Origin of the sequence: Marinomonas sargassi, from assembly GCF_025716875.1 — a bacterium.
Classification (GTDB): Bacteria; Pseudomonadota; Gammaproteobacteria; order Pseudomonadales; family Marinomonadaceae; genus Marinomonas; species Marinomonas sargassi.
This window is the reverse complement of record NZ_JAOVZB010000004.1, coordinates 242006-261852: the sequence shown is the minus strand read 5'-3', so window position 1 is coordinate 261852 and position 19847 is coordinate 242006. Positions and strand designations below refer to the sequence as shown.

Here is a 19847-nt window from a genome sequence, read left to right as displayed (position 1 = left end):
ATTTATGTAAAGCTTCTCTTTAAACTACAGAAAGAGGGCTAAAGTGTAAGTTCTCTAAATCACCCTATGACGAGATAAAAGGTGAAAAATATGACATTCAGGGCAAGTGCATACAGTAGTAAATTTCTGGTTCTGCTTTCTACAATGATAATGAGCTTATTTAGTATTCAGTCGAATGCGGCTGAGGTACATCGCTATAAAATGGATGTGTGGTCGGATAATTGGTTTTCAGCCTATTTGAATGGCGAGTTTCTAGTGGAAGACTCCGTTTCAATTCGAACAGAGCGGTCTTTTAATGCAGAGACAGTGGAGTTTGAAGCGGGAGAATCTTTTCTATTAGGCTTTGTTTTAAAAGACTTTATTGAAAACGATACTGGCCTTGAATACATAGGCTCCCGCCGACAGCAAATGGGCGACGGTGGTTTTATCATGCAGGTAACGAACTTAGATACCAATGAAGTGGTCGCTGTATCTAATGAGGGCATGCATTGTACTGTGATTCATAAAGCACCTTTAAACAGTGATTGCGTTGACGAGTCGAACCCTGTTGCAGGACAGGGAGCTTGCCAATTTACTAAGCAGCCAGAACCCATGGATTGGCAAAGCGCTCAATTTGATGACAGTGCTTGGTCCCATGCTACAGAACACAGCAAATATTCGGTAAGCCCAAAAGGAGGCTACAATCAGATCAAGTGGAATAGCCAAGCCAAGTTTATTTGGGGAGAGGACTTAGAAAAAGACAATACCTTATTATGTCGCTTAACCGTTGGAGTTCCTTCTGGTCATGTCAGTTCTCACTCTCACTCAGAAGTTCACACTCACACCGAAACTCACAGTCAAACAGGTGTAGGTACTAGCAATAAGCTTTCATCGGCTTTTCGTCACTTTACTAATGTGAAAACCAGTGAGGAGGGGAATTACCTATCAATAGAGTCTAATGGTTTGCCGTCCCATAACATGATGACAGGCATTACCAATTGGCAGCAGCAAGTCCCTACACCTCAAAATTACAAAGGCAGTAATAGTTGGAAAGTGCCACTTAAGCCAGAGTTAGCCGATGAGCCATTGATGACAAAAGATCACTTTCATCGAGGAGCCATTGCGATTGCTGTAAATGGTGTACCTATCTTTAATGCTTATAACAATAGAGGTGAATATTCCGCTGATATTGGCGAGCTCGATCAGTGGGGAGGCCACAGTGGTCGAGGTGATGACTATCACTATCATCTCGCCCCTGAGCATTTAGAAGCGGTTGTTGGTAAAGGTAATCCAATTGCTTATGTGTTGGATGGTTTTCCTCTCTACGCTCAAACAGATAAAGAGCTAGATGAGTATCTAGGTAGGTTCAATGAAGAAGGCACCTATCAGTATCATGCTGTCGATTACCCTCCTTACCTTGTGGCTGGTATTCGAGGTGTTGTTGCTGTCGATTCTTTTGATAACGCGCCCGAAGATCAAATTGAACCGCAACCAAGATCAAAACCTGTGCGTACGGGTGACTATAGACCATTAAAAGGTGCTGAAATAACGGGCTTTACGCAATTATCAGACAGCGCATTTTCTTTAGAATATTCCCTTAAAGGCAAAACCTATTATGTGAATTATTCGTGGGATGAAGAAGGCAACTATCAATTTACTTATGTAGATACAGACGGTTCAGAGAAAGTGGAAACTTATACGCTAAATAGTCAGGCTAGCCATAAAATCAATACAAATAAACCCACAAGTTCGATAGAAAAAAGAGAAAAGAAGGGAAGTGGTCGCAAGTATTGTGGCGATGGCCTTTGTGATGCAACTGAAAACAGCAATATGTGCCCCGTTGACTGCTAAATGTCATATTTACTCTCTTTATTATATTCTTTTTATAAACTCTGTTTTGCACTGTCAATCAATGTAAAATTGACATATACCATATCTATCTCTAAGGCATAGCAAAGCAGTGGAACATCAAAAAGCAGGAAAAGATTCACTAACCGAAGCGTCTCACTGGTCAGCTTGTCCAAAGTGCTATGGGCAGGGTAAAAAAGGACGACGAATCCGTAAAAAAGTCCGCTTAGCCTATTTAAAAGCATTAGAAGCCTTTGAACAGTCTGATCAGTTGGGTGAGCCTCCTGCTCGCCCTCAAAAACATATGGAGCTTTGCCTCCACTGTTCTGGTTCAGGTTTACTTCCCGCTACTCATCCTACAGAAGTTAAAACTGATGAATATCCTCATATTGCCATTGTTGGTGGCGGTATTGGTGGCGTTGCTTTAGCTGTGGCTTGTCTTCATCGAGGTGTTCCTTTTAGCCTGTACGAAAGAGATTCGAACTTTGAAGCACGTTCCCAAGGCTATGGCTTGACTCTGCAGCAAGCCAGTAAGGCTATCGAAGGTTTTGGTGTCTTTGCACTGCCTGAAGGCGTAGTGTCCACAAGGCACCTTGTTCATACACCTGAAGGAAAAGTGGTCGGCGAGTGGGGCATGAGAAAATGGCTACACTCGGGTAATAAGGCAGCACCAAAGCGTACCAACATACATATTGCTCGCCAGTCTCTGCGTCATGCCTTATTAAATGAGTTAGGTTATGACAAGGTACAATGGGGTCACCAGTTAGTAGATATATCTACTACTGGTTCGAAAGTCGAATTAGAATTTAATGTGAACGGCAGTACCAAGAAAGCCACAGCTGATATTCTCGTTGGAGCAGATGGCATCCGTAGTACGGTACGTCGTTTTCTCATAGGTGAGGAAGCCTCCCCATTACGTTATTTAGGTTGTATCGTCATTTTGGGCATATGCCCATTAAAAGATATTGAAGAAACCTGTGAACTTATAGATCAAGAGAAAAAAGACCTACTGGATTCAGCAACAGTCTTCCAAACGGCAAACGGCACTGAGCGTATCTACATCATGCCTTACGATGCCGATTCAGTAATGTGGCAACTGAGCTTCCCTATGCCGGAAGAAGAGGCGAAAGCATTAAGTGGTCTAGGTGTTGAGGCATTAAAAGCAGAAGCTTGTCGAAGAACCCAATGGCACGCACCCATACCACAAATCCTTTCGGCAACCTCTGCAAATAAGGTGTCAGGCTATCCGGTATACGATAGAGCTTTGTTAACGGAAGAACTTCTACAGAAAGAAGAACGCATTACCTTGATAGGTGATGCAGCGCATCCCATGAGCCCATTCAAAGGACAGGGAGCTAATCAGGCCTTACTCGACGCTTTATCTCTTGCGAGAACCATAACCAAGAACTGTTTGCCGTTTTCACCTTGGCAAGAGTCGGGGGTACGAGAAAGTGTGTTAAATGAGTTTGAAGCAGAAATGTTGGCTCGAAGTGCCGTGAAGGTAAAAGATTCGGCAGAGGCTGCAGAGTTTCTGCATTCTGATCTGGTTTTATTTGAAGGCAACGAGCCGAGAGGGCGCTGCCGAAACCGAGAGAGTGATTAATCTTTCTCCCTTCAATAAATGGATAGAAGAGGTTAGGACTAAGGATGACTAATATTCCTGCAAAATCAGAGCTCAAAGAAGAAAGCAAGCAAGCCTACTTTTGGGATTGTTACAGTCGTGAAATGGCAATAACAGATGAATCTGCGTTAGCGCTTTTCTTGCAGACTGCCAATACCATGCCTGCATGGTTTACTGGCTTGATGTCGATACGTAACAAGGTGGTTTCAAAGTTAGGTTTGAAGGATCTAGGTCAGATTGGTGACCTTGATGTGAGTAAGCAAGTCCAAGACTATAAAATAGGGGACAGGGTCGGAATTTTTCATCTGATATCTAACTCCCATGACGAGGTGGTATTAGAAGATAGGGATAAGCACTTGAGTGTTAAAGTCTCTATTTTTATTGAAAGGGTAGAGGGAAAGTCTAAGGTATACACATCTAGCCTAGTGCATGTGAATAACCGTTTTGGCAAAGTGTATATGTTTATCATTACACCAGTACATAAAGTCATTGTTCCGCTGATGTTGAATAAACTCTCTAAACGTTACGCTTAAATGATTTGTCTTTGTTAGCCATAGGTCTAATTGTGTCACCCCTATGTTTATGAAAGAGTAGCGCCACTTAGGATACTTTTTCTCCCTACCATTGAAAAACGAAAAAAAAACAGCCTTTTGCTTGTTTTTTGTACGATTCGGTGTGTGTCCGAGCAAAAAAAAGTGTATATTCCCCTACACGAAAAAATCCAACATACAATAATACAATTAGGAGTTAGACATGACGAAACCAGTTATCGGTTTTATCGGGCTTGGCCTTATGGGCGGCAACATGGTTGAAAACCTTCAGACTCGTGGTTTTCAAGTAAACGTAATGGATCTTAACAAAGACGCTGTTGCTGCTGTACTTGCTCGTGGTAACGCTTCTGAAGCTGCTTCAGGTAAAGAACTAGCAGAAAAAAGTGACATCGTAATGCTTTGTCTTACTACTTCAAACGTTGTTGAAGCAGTGGTTTACGGCGAAGAAGGTATCTTAGCTGGTATGTCTGAAGGCAAAACTTTGATTGACTTCGGTACTTCTATTCCTGCTTCTACTAAGAAAATTGGTGCTGATCTTGCTGCTAAAGGTGCAGGCATGATTGACGCTCCTCTAGGTCGTACACCTGCTCACGCAAAAGATGGTCTATTGAACATCATGGCTGCTGGTGATGAAGCAACATTCGCGAAAGTTAAGCCAGTTCTTGAAGAGCAAGGCGAAAACGTTTTCTACCTTGGTGCTCTTGGTGCGGGTCACGTAACTAAGCTTGTAAACAACTTCATGGGTATGACTACAGTAGCAACTATGTCTCAGGCATTTGCTGTTGCAGAGCGCGCAGGTGTTGATGGTCAGCAATTATTTGACATCATGTCTGCTGGTCCTTCTAACTCTCCATTCATGCAGTTCTGTAAATTCTACGCTGTAGACGGCGAAGAAAAACTAGGTTTCTCTGTTGCTAACGCAAACAAAGACCTCGGTTACTTCCTTGCTCTATGTGAAGAGCTAGGTACTGAGTCTTTGATCGCTCAAGGTACTTCTAAGAGCTTACAAGCAGCAGTTGATGCTGGTCTAGGCCAAAACGATGTACCAGTTATTTTTGATTACTTCAAAACTCTAAACAAGTAATTAAATAACTAAATACATACAGTATTTTAAAAATCGCAGTCCTTTTTAAGGTCTGCGATTTTTTTTGCCCATGGAAAATGGGTATCATGCAAGCTATCGTTTTGGAGTATAAGAGGAGCTTTGGTATATGAAGATTTTGGTCTTTTTAGGGACAGTTCGTGACAGTACGCCGCCAAGACCTGCTCGTCTTGGTTTACGCGTCACCAGAGCTTGTATAGCTTGCTTAGAAGAACGCTTCTCTGGGCATGAGATAGAGCTGGTGGACCCTCTAGATTACCCTTTAGAACCAATCTTCAAGCCGCACTTTGCCTACGCGAAGGATAGAGCGCCTAGCCAACTAAATGAGCTTGCTGAAAAGATTTCCCAAGCGGATGCCTTTGTGATGGTTAGCCCTGAATATAACCATTCCATGAGTCCAGCGTTGGCAAACCTGCTGAATCATTTTGGTAGCTCGCTCTTTTCATACAAGCCGAGTGCTATCGTTACTTACTCGGCAGGTCAGTGGGGCGGTATGCGTGCTGCGGTTGGTATGCGAACTTTCTTGGCTGAATTAGGCTGTTTGTCTGTATCCGCTATGATTCATGTACCTAAAGCCCAAGAGGTCTTTGATGAAAACGGTAAGGTGCAAGAAGGGGAAGAGCAAAGCTCTTGGTTTGATTACTTCAGCCGTACTTTTCATCAGCTGGTGTGGTGGGCAGAGGCAACAAAACAGCATAAAGACGCTGTAGATCCCTTTGAAGTTACTAAAGTTTTAGTTTCAAACCCTTCCCAAAGAAACGCTCCTTAGTTTTACTCTAGAGTTGGCTTTAAAGCTGCTGTTTAAAAACAAAAAAGCGGATATCTAAATAGATATCCGCTTTTTATTTTGTTACCGAAAGCTACTGTTAGAAGTCGTAAGACGCTTTCAAGTAAATACGACGGCGTTCACCGATATTGGCATATTTAGAGTTAAAACCACTGATCGCATACTCTTTGTCAAATAGGTTTTTGATATTTGCTTGGAACTTCCAATCTTGCCAAAGTGTTTGCCATGACAGGTCATAAACAGTAAAAGGCTGAATGATATTTTCATCTCGGTCACTTTGTTCACTAACATAATCTGCACCAAAGGCAATGGAAGAGGTGATACTTGGAAATTCGTATCGAGTCCAAAGACCTAGTTGATGGTAAGGAGAGTTAGATAGTGCTCGTGTATCAGCATCTGTGTCTTTAACTTCCAAGTCATTATATGCATAGTTAATATTTGCTACCCAACGCGAGGTAATATCGGCAAGTACGTCTACTTCAAAGCCTTGACTGCGGATCTCACCGATGGATACGTTGTAGTCGTCATCATCTGGATCTTCAGCCAAAATATTGTTTTTAACGATATGGTATAGCGCTAGATTAACATTTACACGGTTGTTTAGTAGATAAGATCGAACCCCAATTTCGAATTGTTGGTTCTCTTCTGGGTCAAACAAGCTGCCATCTTTAGATTTTTGGTCTGCTGCCTCTTGTGGTGTTAAGCTTGTAGAGAAAGAGGCATAAGGTTTGAACTGATGGCTAAGAGCATAAGTCGCGCCTAAACGAGTGGAGTAACCTGTATCATCGTATTTAGCATCTGCTGATCCATCTTGGTTATCGACATCCTCTTCTACATAATCTAAGCGTATGCCCGCTAATACACTAAATTTCTCAGTGGCTTGCCATTGATCTTGAATATAGGCACCAACTTGATTTAACTCAGTCACTCTATCTCTGTTTAGATTGCTTGCTAAGTCGTATGAACTTATATCAGCGTCATAAACAGGGTTAGTTAGGCTTAGAGAGTCAATGCCGCTATCTATACGGTAAAAAAGTTCATCTTCGCTGGCAAAGTGGTAGTCAGCACCAGTTACTATGGTGTGATTATCTAGACTCGCGACAAAGTAAGATGATAAATCCAACCCTTTATAAATACGTGTTTGATCGAAGTAACGGCGGCTCACTTCGTCATTTGAATCATCGCCATCATCTGAATAAGTCACAGTTTGAGTTTGGTGATAAGTGATTGTTTCTTTGCTTTCGAAATAGCGAAGAGAAGACTTGTTATCCAACCAATTATTTATTGATGTTTCTAAACTTGCTTGAAAAATATCTGTTCTAAATTCTTGAGCATCATCTGGCTCATTACTGTTCCAAGAGGTGTCTGTTAAGAAGTTACCGTCAGTGTCGATTGGCACACCACGTAAGCGTTGATCTTTTTGGTCTGAGTGGGTGTATTGTAAAGTTAAAGTGCTGTCATCATTTAGGTCCCAAGCATAACCAAGGTCAATCACTAGGTTCTCTTCTTCGACATTGTTTCGGTAAGAATCTCCGCCGCTTGAGTAAAGACCAACGCGATAACGTTGTGACCCGTCTTCATTCGCGGCACCAGAGGACTCAACACTGCCGCTTAGGAAGTCTTTGTTACCAATAGTAAATTCAACACTGTTTTCTTGCTCATAAGTCGGCTTTTTCGTGACATAGTTAATCACGCCACCTGCTTCACCTGCACCATATACTGCACCAGATGGTCCTTTAAGTATTTGAACTTCATCAATGTTAAAAAGCTGTTGGATAGTAAATAAGCCGAATGGGTTGCCTTTAATGCCATCAAATAAAACGATGCCATCTTGTTCAAAGCCGCGAACGGTGACAGCACTGTAGTTGAAGAAGGAAACGCCCGACATAGAGCGATAAAGGTCAGTAGCCTCGGTTGCAGCCTGATCCTCAATTAACTCACTTGTTAGGACTTGAAGGGACTGAGGTGTTTCATCAATTGGCGTGGTTGTGCGAGTAGCAAAGGTTGCTTCGTCTTCTTTGTAAAGGGATAAAGCGCGGCCTTCGATTTCAAAGGTCGGAAGAGTAACGCTTTCTTCTGTTGGGCTTTCTGGGTTGGTGATTTTTTCTTCCCAGTTCTCTGAGTATTCTTCTGCCGTAATTGTCTCTGATGTTGCTTCAGCAAAAGCGAGAGAGGAGAAAAATAATGCCCCGCAGGCTTGCATCATAATGAAGGGTTTTTTTAAGTGCATAACAGACTTTTCCATAGTGTGTTCTAAAAAAACGGGATAATAATCTAGTTGATAATGGTTATCAAATCTTTATGGTTGTTTTATATATAAAATTGTGTGTTTCTGTATAGGCTGGGGTTATACGAAGAAAAGAGTAGGAGATTAACAATTCAAAAGGGAGAGAAGACGCCAACATTTCAGCATGCTGGCGCTATTGGCTATTGGCTATTGGCTATTGGCTATTGGCTCGCAGCGGCTTTCGAAGAAGCACGTATGGAGGCTCTTATATAACCATGTATGGTGTCTTTCAGTTGTAGTCGGCGCTTTTTTAATCTTTCTTCATCAAGGGTGGTAGAGGGGATGATTTCTTGTTCTCTTTTCTCTACTTCTCGGGTTAAGTGGTGATATTCATCGTGTAGCTTTTTAAAATGGCTGTCGACCATTTTAAGGTGATGAATATCTTCTTTGAATTCGGGAAACTCGTGAATCAAACTATGGTGTTCAATTGGCATAATTGCCTCCTTTCTTAGTTTCAATTTATTCAGATTCTATGTGTTCAGACTAGTCCATTTAGGCTGTTTTGCTTTGATCTATAACAAGGTATCTTATTCTTTACAGAAAATTTTTATCTCCTCCTAGAAATCTAACTCAACACTGGGTTGGCTGCTTTTCGATAGCTCGACTTTTGGTGAGCAAATCAAGATACGAGATGATGCGATATCTTGCTTAACTAAGTACTCTTTAAGGCTTTCTGAGCGTTGCCGTGCCAGCTTTAATGCCGTGCTGTTTTCATCTGCAGTTAGCACATCAGGTACCTCAGATAGGCCGAGGTCTTGGTGAGTAGCGACACCACAAGCCTGTAATTGGCTATCCTCTTTTTCTTTCATTAATTGTGCTAGTTCTTGTAGAAAAGCCGTTTGTGAGTCATCTACTTGGGTTTGCATGGGAGCAAAAACAAGTGGCTCTACTCGTACTTTGAGTAATTGTTCTCCTGCAAATTGCGCAATACTGATGACATTAGAGTAAGGCACGAAAGTTTGCATTAGATAATAGCTAGAGGCTTTGTAAAGGGCTTTACGTAAAGGCTGTACGAGAAAACCTTTCCAGCCAAACTCAGGATTATTAATGTCACCCGAAAGGGGAATATCCAACTCAATGTTATCGTCACTGTCTTTTAGTATGCCAATCGCTATATTAAGAGGTACGGCTCCCGTTTTTACTGCAGTGCTGCTTTCTTGCTGTCCACCAAGATTGAAACGGCGAAGTAGTACATCAGTATTACCGTCTAAAATACCTTGGTCAGATTTAAGGGTGAGATCAAGGTTAAGTTGGCCTGTATCTATCTGATAGCCCAACGTATCCGCAATGTACGGGGAGAAGGGCGGTAGGTCAAACTCCTCTATGAGCAGTTTTGTTTGCATAGTTAATTCATCTGCCAATGGCCATATAGTAGTTTCATTAGCGATGGTGGCATACTTGCCATTTCGAGCTTTAAAAACGAAGTCTGCGGCTTGCTCTTTATCGAGAGTATTCAGGTTTTGTAGTGATAAGGTTTCGACGTCGAGCACCATATCTATTTGAGGTGACACGCTGTTATCTTGCAGAGACAAACTTGAATCGCCAGTTGTAATGTAGTTATTTAAGATAACGTAAAAAGGTGAACTGGAGTCAGACACTTTGTTTGTCGAGTTATCTAGTTTATCGGAGTTAGTGTCTTTTTGACTGTTAAGGTCGTTATCAGTTTGCGGCTCAGAAGGTATTGGCGGGTTTGAATTTTCTTCTTGTTCCGATTGGTCGACAATAAGGTTGGCTATCTCTCCATCTTGATTCAATACGACATACGTATTCACATTATCTACAATTACGCTGTCTATCTCGGCACCTTGCTGAGAAGCCTGAATGTCTTTAACCGTTAATAAACCTATTTTTGCCATTGGAGCTAAGGACGTTAAGCTGTTTTCTGAAGCAACAATGTCAGCAATGTTAAGTTGTGCTAAATCGATGTCGAATTTATCCATTGTTTGAGAGACGGAAAGCTTGTCTATGTTTGCTTCACGCCAAGACAGAGCTCGCTTGTCTTCCGCTAAGAAACTGTCGAAGTTTTTTGCGGATAGGTTAAGTTCATCAAGGGAAAGAATGGGAGACTCTTGTTCATCTATTTCGACATCAATTGCTTTTATTGTTAAAAACAAGGATTCAAGAGTGACACTTTCCCCAGAGCTTTGATCGGCTGAAATACCATTTAGATTCAGCTCAAGATCAGAACTGTTTGCTGTTATTTTATCTGTTGATTTATTTATGGAAAAAGATTGAGACAGGCTAAATTCTTTGTAGCCTGCTGTGATGCCATTTTGCGAGCTGTTTAGTGCGAAAGATGAGGCTGCAGACTCTATGGCAATTTTACCTGAGGCGAGTATTTGATCGATCGATTCAAATGTAATTTCAGATTGTGTAATAGCCAAAGAGAAGGATTTTGTTGTGACCTGAGTACTGTCATCTAAATTTAGAGTTAAATTGCTAATAATGGGGTTTAAGTTCAGCTCGTTTATTTGAAAAGTAGGCTCGCCGTTGAGGTTGGCGAGCTGCAGTTGCAAACCACCCGATAAACTGAATTCCCCTTCTGTATTGTTAAAGGGCTCTGGAATGAAGTTTCTTAAACTTTCCATTGGTACCTGAATACCATTAATGTTCAGGGTAGCCTTTGCGCTATTCACAAAGTAATCAAATTGGCTACTCACCGATAACTTTGCGTTATTCAATTGTGCGGATAAAGCAACATCGCCTTGTATATTGGTCGCAGAAGCGGTTAAGTCTTTTACTATCAAGCTTTCTAGCGTCACTTCATCTAACAAAATTGGTGCAGAGGATGAGGCCTGCCTAGAAAGGCTCAGTTGGCTGTTGTTAAAAGTAAATAGGGGCAGGCTGATAGACCAATCGAGAGGCTCTTGTTGCTCTGTCGTTTCCGTCTCCTCAGATGGACTTACCTGTTGAGAAGGTTTATTGGGATATACTGCTTCGGTTTTCTCGGCTATTTCCGATTGCTCATTTTGTGTTGTAGAAGTAAATTGCGCTGTATTGATTCCTGCGACAATTAAATCATTTTCAGTTTGTTCGACTTTTATAAATAACCCTGAAATATCTGCTTGCGCAATGTTTATGGTACGAGAAGTAAGAGGCCATAGGCTGACTTCAAAGGCCGCCTGTTCTAACAAAAGGTTTTTTTCGCTCTGATCCGTTATTTCAAGATTCTCAATTTCTACTCTTGGAGGAAAATAATCTATAGATAGGCTTTCTAAAGATAAGGTTTGGCCTTGCTCCTCAACGTAGGCAGATAAGTAGTGTTTAACGATAAAAGGCGTTACAGCCCACGCCAGTAATACGAGCAATGTTAATGCGACTAGAGGATAAAAAATAAAGATTCGAAAGTGTCGGCGAGTCATCCGTATTAGCCTTTTAGTTTTTGTGAATTAATGTGAATGAAATACGTCGTGTTGAGATGAAAATATTGATCATTGTTGGCCTTCATTCTCTATCTTTTCTGGTTCTGAGCGAAGGGGCATCCTGAGTAAGTATAAATTGACACAGACTCCTATCGTCACAAGACCAACTGTCGCCCATAGCCTTGATACCATTAAAATAGAAATGAGCATGCCAGCCCACATAAAGAAAATCGCACGATTACGAGATCGTCTTGGAATACCGTTTGAGGATTGCCAGTCTCTTACAATAGGGCCAAAAAACTTATGGTTTAATAGCCAAGTATGGAAGCGTTCCGAAGAGCGAGAGAAACACCAAGCTGCTAGTAGCACAAGAGGTGTAGTGGGCAAAAGAGGAAGGAAAATACCAATAATTCCGCTTACCAGAGAAAACCACCCTAATAACAGATATAAAATACGTTTTCCTTGCATACTTATGCCTACAGTTTAGTTCTTAATGTTTTAGTCATTTAAGGTGACGGTAACTTATTGACCAGAATTAAAAATCGACTCCATGCTTTCTTCTGCTTCATTGGAAATGAGTGGCCAGCCACCTAACTGTTTCCAGCGGTTCACCATTTCACAAAACAACTCTGCAGTTTTTTCTGTATCGTATTTTGCTGAGTGCGCTTCTGAATTGCTGAATGGGATAGAAGCGGCTTCACAGGCTTTCGCAAGAACCGTTTGACCGAAAACTAGGCCGGCTAAACTGGCGGTGTCGAAACTGGAGAATGGATGGAAAGGGTTACGTTTAATACCATTTCTTTCTATGGCAGCATTCAAAAAGCCATGATCAAAAGCGGCGTTGTGGCCCACTAAAATAGCGCGTTTACAACCTGTAGATTTGAGCTCTTTTTGTACTTTTGAGAACATTTCTTTGAGTGCATCGTATTCAGGCATATCCTCGCGGTCAGGAGCAAAAGGGTCTATGCCAGTGAATTCTAACGCTGCTTTTTCTAGGTTTGCACCTTCGAATGGTTTGATCAAAAACTCAATGGTTTCGTGAATGTAAAAGTCACCATTATCGTCCATTCTTACTATACTTGCTGCCATTTCTAACAATGCATCTGTTTTTTGATTAAAGCCTGCGGTTTCTACGTCGATAACAATCGGTAGGAACCCTCGGAATCGCTCTTTTATTTCGTGGTTTGCCAAAAGAAGGTCCTTAATTCTGCCGTTGATGAACAATCACGGTATGTAATAGGATTAGATCATAACACAATTGATAATGCTTGAACGAGACGTCTAAATGGGAACTTCCCAACAATATTTAATTCGCACCTTGCTTTTATTTACAACGGTTTTACCGTTTGGAAAAGCAGGGGCGCTTTCTCACTACCAGTCTGGAATTATGAATTCCGAATGGTTTTTGTCAGGTGATATATTCTCCTGTAGCTTGACGCATCCTGTGCCGAACTATGGCGAAGGCCGTTTCATTAAAGAAGCTGGCGAGCCAATGAAGTTTGTCTTACAGCCGAGAAATGAAAAGCTCGGGCCTGGGCAAGTCTATATTATTTCTCAAGCGCCAGAATGGTCGCCGGGAGTGAAGCCGGAAACCTTAGAGATTCTACCTTACCCAGGTTACGGCTTAACGGTTGAAGTGGGTGGTAAAGTGGCAGAAAGAATGTTGACTAGCTTAGACAGAGGTCGTCACCCAGTTGTGGCTGGAACCGCATGGGAGAACGAGCGAGAAACAGTCGAAGTGGGTTTGTCGAATATTAACTTTGCGCCTGCATACAACGAGTTTCGTCAATGTTTAGCCACCTTATTGCCTGTCAATTATGACCAAATTGCAAGAACAGCTGCTCTTTTCCCTACTAACGGCATGGAGTTAACGCAACGAATTAAAGCCCGTTTAGACTTGGTTGCCTTATATGTTGCGGCGGACCCTAGCGTAGAATATATCTATATTGATGGACATACGGACTTTATTGGTTCACGCCGTGAAAACCGTGAATTATCAAAAGTTCGTGCAGAAAGAGTAACAGCCTACCTTTTAGAGCAGGGCGTGCCCGTAGATAAAATCATTTCCCGTTATCATGGTGAACGTTATCCCGCAACGAATAATAATTCCGCGTCGGGTCGTGAACGAAACCGTCGTGTAACCATTCGTTTAGAGAAGTCAGACGAGAGTTAAGCCTAACCCACTTCCAATACTGAAATATTAAGCCCTATATTTACTCAATTTTCTGAGTAGAATAGGGCTTTTTACTTGCTAAGAAAGAGACGAAATCTTACACTTAGCCCCCGTTTTAAATTGCTTGTGCATACCGCTTTTATTTGGTCTTTAAAGTGCAAGCTTATTGAGGAGAATAGAAATAATGTCTGACGTGAAGAAGGTAGTGCTTGCCTACTCTGGCGGCCTGGACACTTCCGTAATCGTGAAGTGGCTTCAAGAAGAGTACAATTGTGAGGTGGTTACCTTTACTGCTGATTTAGGGCAGGGTGAAGAGGTAGAACCAGCTCGTGCTAAAGCTCAAGCGTTAGGCATTAAAGAAATTTACATTGAAGATTTGCGTGAAGAGTTTGTTCGCGATTTCGTATTCCCAATGTTCCGTGCCAATACTATTTATGAAGGTGAGTACCTATTGGGTACTTCTATTGCACGTCCTCTTATTGCTAAACGCTTAATCGAAATCGCTAACGAGACGGGCGCAGATGCCATTTCTCATGGTGCGACGGGTAAAGGTAATGACCAAGTTCGTTTCGAGTTAGGCGCTTATGCATTAAAACCAGGCGTTAAAGTGATCGCCCCTTGGCGTGAGTGGGATTTAACTTCTCGTGAAACCTTAATGGCTTACTGTGAAGAGCATAAAATCCCTGTTGATTTCTCAACTAAGAAGAAGAAATCTCCTTACTCAATGGACGCTAACTTGCTTCATATTTCTTATGAAGGTGATCAACTTGAAGATCCTTGGACAGAAGCTGAAGCCGATATGTGGCGTTGGTCAGTCTCTCCAGAAGAAGCTCCAGATGAAGCGACTTACATCGAAATCGGTTATGAAAAAGGCGACCCAGTTTCTTTGAATGGTGAAGCGCTATCTCCAGCAACTATGCTTGAAACACTAAATAAAATTGGTGGCGAGAACGGTATTGGCCGTGTAGATATCGTTGAAAACCGTTTTGTTGGTATGAAAGCACGTGGTTGTTATGAAACACCTGGCGGCACTATCATGATGAGAGCTCACCGCGCTATTGAGTCCATCACTTTAGACCGTGAAGCAATGCACCTGAAAGATGAAATGATGCCGCGTTACGCAAAAATCATTTACAACGGTTTCTGGTGGTCAGAAGAGCGTCGCATGATGCAAGCTTTGATTGATACTTCACAAGAGCACGTTAACGGTACTGTACGTCTTAAATTGTACAAGGGTAACGTTAGTGTGGTTGGTCGTCAGTCTCCAAACAGCTTGTTTGATAGCTCAGTGGCTACATTTGAAGATGATGCTGGTGCATACGATCAGAAAGATGCGGCAGGCTTCATCAAGCTAAACGCTCTACGCATGCGTATTGCAGCTCAAAAAGGCCGTGGCTTTTTAGATAACGATAAATAGTTTTATCGCTAGAGCAAAGCAGTACGCTTAAAAAGCGCCCCATTCTAAAGAATTGGGGCGTTTTTTGTTTTTGACTACTTGGTCAATTATGGCCCTTGATATAAGATTGATGGCTGTGCTTATCGCCCTAAATAGTTAGGAATAGTTTTTATGACCATTTACAATTTTGGTTCAATAAATTTAGATCACCTTTATCAGCTTGATCACTTTGTTCGCCCAGGTGAAACTATGGCTTCGAATGAATATCAATGTTTATTAGGTGGCAAGGGAGCCAATCAATCTGCTGCGTTAGCGAAAGCAGGCGCAAGTATTAAACATGTTGGTGCTATCCATAGCAGTGATAAAATCATATTAGCTGAGCTTGAGTCACAAGGTGTCGATGTGAGTCTAGTCGAGCAACTTGATGTGCCAACAGGCCATGCGATTATCCAGCTAACGAAAGAGGCAGAGAACTCTATCATTCTTTTCCCAGGAGCAAATCATTACCTGAGCAGAGAGAGAGTAAATAGTGTTTTAAATAAGGCTACAACGGACGATTGGGCTTTATTGCAAAATGAAACCAACGAAGTTGACTATATTATTCAAGCTGCTCATTCTAGAGGCGTTAAAGTTGCGTTTAACCCAGCACCAATGGATGTGGCTCTGACTAAGTCGGTTCTACCTTTTGTTAGCTTATTAATTGTTAACGAGATAGAGGCAATGGACTTAGCAGGTGTTGAAACTATTGATGCCGCAGCACAAGCTTTGCCAGAAATGTACCCAGATTTAGCAGTATTAATGACATTGGGAAGTGATGGTGTACTTTACTTTGATGGTAAGGGAAGCTTGAAAGTTAAAGCCTTTAAGGTGTCGGCATTAGATACGACGGCAGCTGGGGATACCTTTATAGGTTTCACTTTATCTGCTTTGTTGTCTGGAAAAGAGATATCAGAAGCTATGCAGTTTGGCTGCGCTGCTTCAGCTATTTGTGTTACACGTATTGGTGCAATGTCGTCTATTCCGAGTTTGGATGAAGTCTCTGAATTCCTGATAGCCCATAAGAATGATAAGACCGAGGAAGTCTAACAATGACGCGTAAAATTATTATAGATACAGATCCGGGTATAGATGATGCTATGGCCATCTTTTTTGCTTTCCAAGCGCCGGAAATAGAAGTGCTGGGCTTAACAACGACCTATGGTAATGTGCCTGTTGAAGTTTCAACACGTAATGCTGTGACCTTAACAGAGATCGCGAAAGTTGACGTGCCTGTTGCTATGGGGGTCTCAGTGCCTTCTCAAATCAAACCACGCCCATTTCCTGATTTTGTTCATGGTGAAGATGGCTTTGGCAACATTAATTGGCCAGCCCCAAAGGGTAAAGCAATAGATAAAAGTGCTGCGCAGTTTATTGTCGATACCGTACGCGAGAACCCAGGTGAAGTAACCATTGTCGCTTTGGGGCCTCTAGGTAACTTGGCGAAAGCATTAGAGATCGATCCTGAAGTGGCTGATCTTGTAGACGAAGTTGTCTTAATGGGTGGTACAGCCATAGAGTACGGTAATGTCTCTCCAGTCGCTGAAGCAAACATCATGAATGATCCCCATGCTGCGGATAAGGTGTTTACCGCCCCTTGGCAAGTGACCATGATAGGTTTGGATGTGACACACCAAGTCTTGCTCGACAATGCTATCTTGGAGCGCATTAAAAAAGTTAACCCAACAGAAGGGGGCTTCTTATTTGACTGTGCCCAATTCTATATCGATTTTTACAGTAGCCGATTTGATATGAGTGGCTGTTACTTCCATGATGCCTCAACCATTGCCTATGTGATGGATCCAAGTTTGTTTGGCATTGAGCTAGGTGCTGTGCGAGTGGCTTGTGAAGGTATTGGTATTGGTCAAACCATTTTTGCGCCACAGGAAATGTCATTCCCTGAGCCTTACTGGAACGATGTGCCAATGACCCAAGTTTGTATGGAAGTGGACAGTGAAAAGCTACTTTCTTTATTTGAAGAGACGCTATCTAAATAGCCAGTAAAATAAGCTTTTTATAAAAGTCACTAGTAAAAGGCATGAGACCATGTTCTCATGCCTTTTTTATTGCTCTGAATGAGTTGAGCAACCTTATCTTGAGAAAAAATAAATGAAACTATTAGTTAGAAACCTTGCTAGAAACACAACAGAAGAAGAGCTAAAGGCATTATTTGCTGAATTTGGCAGTCTGCAGTCTTGTTCCTTGGTCCTAGATGAAGCCACAGGCGAGTCAAAGGGCTTTGGTTTTGTTGAAATGCCAAAAATCGGTGAGGCGAAGGTAGCCATTAAAAACCTTAATGGTAAAGATGTAGATGGTAGTAAGATTCGAGTGAAGAAAGCAGAGCCTAAATAGAAGGCAATAGCTTGTTTAGGCTAAAGCTATCCCGTAGCGATTTAAAACTAAAAGGCATACAACTGAGTTGTATGCCTTTTAGTTTGAATTGCCGTTAAGCTTTATACGCTTTTAAAAATCTCGACACATTTTTTGAGAAGGCTTTTGCTTTGGCTATCAAGGCTACTAAACTCAAAATGAATATAGTTTTTATCCCCTTCAATTTGACTGCAAGAAACAACTCTTGCTTTGACTGAAAAGGCTTCCGGCAGGTTGTTTATATGGTTTGATGTGGGTGTTCTTAAAGTAACATCGCACAAAGTATTAGCTTCTAGAGGGCTTGTTAATACTACTTTTAATCCTGTTTCGCTAATGTCTTTCGTTAAACCTTCTGCAGATAAGCCATTATAGTCAATCGTTGTGATCAAATTGCCTGTGTAGCGTTTAGCATTTCTTTTTTCATGGCCCGTGTAATCATTGTTATTGTCGTCTCTAATGAAATTAAAGTCCTGCATTGAACTATCAAGGGACGCAGTGAGGCTCAATAGGGAGTCACTAATATTGGATGTATTAGACAACTTGGTATTACTGCCTTTGATTGCATTGAAAAGAACGTCAAGTTTGTTCTCTTGCTCATTACATTTTTCAAGCTGGTTGTTACTTTCTGACATGATCAAGCCATTTAAACGGTCCGTGTCTTTGGCGTCTGACTCAACTTGTGCAAATAGCTCACTGGTTTTATTGGTGAGAGCTTGGTTTTCCGATACTTCTTGTTCAAGTCGCGTCATGCCAGCGGAAACGTTATCAACCTTTTCTACTAGTTTGTTGATGATGTGCTTCACTTCATCTGCTGAGCTTTCGGTACGTGTTGCAAGACTTCTGACTTCATCTGCTACAACGGCAAATCCCCTACCTGTTTCTCCAGCGCGAGCGGCTTCTATAGCAGCATTGAGAGCAAGCAGGTTGGTTTGTTCGGCAATAAGGCTAATAGTATCGAGAATGCCATTAATTTGCTCTGTGGAAGATTCTAATTCCTTCATATCCTTGGTGCTATCTAGCAGGATAGTGGAAATGGTATTGGACTTATCAATACTCTTTAATGAGTACATGTGTCCTTCTTCTGCTTTAGATAATGTATTTTGGGATTTTTCTTTTGTGCCAGTGGCATGGTCTAAGGTGCTTGAAGCATTGCTATGAAGCAGCTTGGTAACTTCCGCTACATCAGTAGAGTACTGACTTTGTTGCTCACTAATAGCTTGTACCTCTTTAGAAAACAGAGATATTTGATGGGATGACTGCTTAATATGAAACCCTGTGCGTTCAATTTCACACAAAACCTTATTAAAACGCTTGATAGTTGCATTGATAATCATACTGATGTCTATCAATTCATCACGTTTCTTTTCTGGGATATCAATGCCCTGAGTGAAATCAAATTTTTCAATACTCTTAAGGGAGTTTTTTAGTTTGGTAAGGGGAGTGATAATACTTCTGTTGAGTGTGAAAGAGAATAAAAGGGAAATGATAAAAAAGGCAATGAAGAATATGAAGAGTGAGGTGAACAGACTGTTTTCAAATTCACTTATATTCGATTTAATCTCGCTAGCTAAATTCAAAGCATCTCTACTCATTGAGTCCTCAAGGGTAGAAATTTGTTTAAACTTAGTGGCGATCTCTTTATCAGCATCGATCACATTGTTCATCAATGATTTGTAGTTTGCGAACAAGGTTACTAGTGCTGAGTCTTGCTGCTTTAGGCTTTTGAGTGCCTGCTCAAATTGAGTGATATGACTTGTGATTTCGTTAATTAAGCGATCACTTTTAGACAAGAGGTAATTCTTTTCTAAAGACTCTAATTTTGTGAAGCTGTAAAGCAAGTCATTGTCTTGTTTTTTTGCTAGTTGTTCTTTTACTGCCGTTGCGCTTTTTTCCAATGAATGGACTAGCCCTTCCGCAATACTAAGACCATATGCATTTTTAAGCGTAATAAGTTCATGAAAGGCATCTTTGTGTGTTGCCAACTTGTCTTTTAAAGACAAAATGCTCTTTGCTTCAAAGTCTATGGCGTAAAATGCTTTAATCAGCTCGACTTTTTTATCTTCAGCTTTCTGCTCAATAGCCTCATATTGCGTTAAATGCGCTCTATCGTTCTTATATAAAAAGCCATACTCATGGACTTTAAGCTCCATTAGGTGAGTGTTCAGCTCCTCCGATAAAAGTGCAACCTTATTCAAAATCTGTATATGCTTTTCTGCATAAAGCATCAAACCGCTGAAGAAACATAGGATGAAGATAATAAAGACGGGGTTAAGTAAAAGTTTATTCTTAATTGACATAAAAGTGCTATCCCTAATTATTAACCTTGAATAAGGTC

16 protein-coding genes are annotated in these 19847 nt (G+C 41.4%); 10 read left to right on the top strand and 6 right to left on the bottom strand.

Annotation, left to right across the window (positions count from 1 at the left end; all coding sequences use genetic code 11):
* The first annotated feature begins 90 nt into the window (after positions 1 to 90).
* The 5 genes from OFY17_RS10180 (at position 91) to OFY17_RS10160 (ending at position 5870) form a co-directional block, all read left to right on the top strand.
* A complete protein-coding gene (locus OFY17_RS10180; protein ID WP_263530625.1) occupies positions 91 to 1830 on the top strand; it encodes a YHYH protein in 1740 nt (579 codons plus the stop codon).
* Between the two features lie 109 nt (positions 1831 to 1939).
* On the top strand, positions 1940 to 3430 hold the full coding sequence (locus OFY17_RS10175; protein ID WP_263530624.1) for an FAD-dependent oxidoreductase: 1491 nt from the start codon (positions 1940 to 1942) through the stop codon (positions 3428 to 3430).
* A gap of 44 nt (positions 3431 to 3474) precedes the next feature.
* Positions 3475 to 3981, top strand: coding sequence for a DUF2867 domain-containing protein (locus OFY17_RS10170; RefSeq protein ID WP_263530623.1), 507 nt, complete (start codon positions 3475 to 3477; stop codon positions 3979 to 3981).
* A 220-nt stretch (positions 3982 to 4201) separates the two neighbouring features.
* Positions 4202 to 5083, top strand: a complete 882-nt coding sequence (locus OFY17_RS10165) for an NAD(P)-dependent oxidoreductase (RefSeq protein WP_263530622.1) — start codon at positions 4202 to 4204, stop codon at positions 5081 to 5083.
* A gap of 127 nt (positions 5084 to 5210) precedes the next feature.
* Positions 5211 to 5870: an NADPH-dependent FMN reductase gene (locus tag OFY17_RS10160; RefSeq protein ID WP_263530621.1), complete on the top strand. Its 660-nt coding sequence runs from the start codon at positions 5211 to 5213 to the stop codon at positions 5868 to 5870.
* Positions 5871 to 5967: 97 nt separating this feature from the next.
* On the opposite strand, the gene OFY17_RS10155 is transcribed toward OFY17_RS10160, so the two are convergent.
* The 5 genes from OFY17_RS10155 to rnt form a co-directional block, all read right to left on the bottom strand.
* Positions 5968 to 8118 carry a TonB-dependent siderophore receptor gene (locus OFY17_RS10155; protein ID WP_263530620.1) on the bottom strand — a complete coding sequence of 717 codons (2151 nt, stop codon included), beginning with the start codon at positions 8116 to 8118 and terminating at the stop codon, positions 5968 to 5970.
* A 218-nt stretch (positions 8119 to 8336) separates the two neighbouring features.
* Entirely contained in the window at positions 8337 to 8609 is a 273-nt protein-coding gene (locus OFY17_RS10150; protein WP_263530619.1) for a YdcH family protein, read from the bottom strand.
* Positions 8610 to 8732: 123 nt separating this feature from the next.
* Positions 8733 to 11537, bottom strand: a complete 2805-nt coding sequence (locus OFY17_RS10145; RefSeq protein WP_263530618.1) for a DUF748 domain-containing protein — start codon at positions 11535 to 11537, stop codon at positions 8733 to 8735.
* Positions 11538 to 11606: 69 nt separating this feature from the next.
* Positions 11607 to 12005 carry a YbaN family protein gene (locus OFY17_RS10140; RefSeq protein ID WP_263530617.1) on the bottom strand — a complete coding sequence of 133 codons (399 nt, stop codon included), beginning with the start codon at positions 12003 to 12005 and terminating at the stop codon, positions 11607 to 11609.
* Positions 12006 to 12059: 54 nt separating this feature from the next.
* On the bottom strand, positions 12060 to 12728 hold the full coding sequence (rnt, locus tag OFY17_RS10135; RefSeq protein ID WP_263530616.1) for a ribonuclease T: 669 nt from the start codon (positions 12726 to 12728) through the stop codon (positions 12060 to 12062).
* Between the two features lie 94 nt (positions 12729 to 12822).
* Here rnt and OFY17_RS10130 point away from each other — a divergent pair, with 94 nt between their 5' ends.
* The 5 genes from OFY17_RS10130 to OFY17_RS10110 all read left to right on the top strand — a co-directional run bounded on the left by OFY17_RS10130 (position 12823) and on the right by OFY17_RS10110 (position 17494).
* Positions 12823 to 13710 (top strand): flagellar protein MotY, encoded by an 888-nt coding sequence (locus OFY17_RS10130; RefSeq protein WP_263530615.1) that lies wholly within the window; start codon positions 12823 to 12825, stop codon positions 13708 to 13710.
* A gap of 184 nt (positions 13711 to 13894) precedes the next feature.
* Complete coding sequence (locus OFY17_RS10125; protein WP_263530614.1) at positions 13895 to 15127, top strand: argininosuccinate synthase; 1233 nt, start codon at positions 13895 to 13897, stop codon at positions 15125 to 15127.
* A 150-nt stretch (positions 15128 to 15277) separates the two neighbouring features.
* Entirely contained in the window at positions 15278 to 16192 is a 915-nt protein-coding gene (locus tag OFY17_RS10120; protein WP_263530613.1) for a ribokinase, read from the top strand.
* A gap of 2 nt (positions 16193 to 16194) precedes the next feature.
* On the top strand, positions 16195 to 17139 hold the full coding sequence (locus OFY17_RS10115; protein WP_263530612.1) for a nucleoside hydrolase: 945 nt from the start codon (positions 16195 to 16197) through the stop codon (positions 17137 to 17139).
* A gap of 112 nt (positions 17140 to 17251) precedes the next feature.
* Positions 17252 to 17494 (top strand): RNA recognition motif domain-containing protein, encoded by a 243-nt coding sequence (locus OFY17_RS10110; RefSeq protein ID WP_263530611.1) that lies wholly within the window; start codon positions 17252 to 17254, stop codon positions 17492 to 17494.
* 101 nt (positions 17495 to 17595) lie between these two features.
* Here the strand turns inward: OFY17_RS10110 and OFY17_RS10105 are convergent, their stop codons facing one another.
* The gene (locus OFY17_RS10105; protein ID WP_263530610.1) at positions 17596 to 19809 is read right to left on the bottom strand and encodes a methyl-accepting chemotaxis protein; all 2214 of its coding nucleotides are present in this window, start codon (positions 19807 to 19809) and stop codon (positions 17596 to 17598) included.
* Positions 19810 to 19847: the final 38 nt, after the last annotated feature.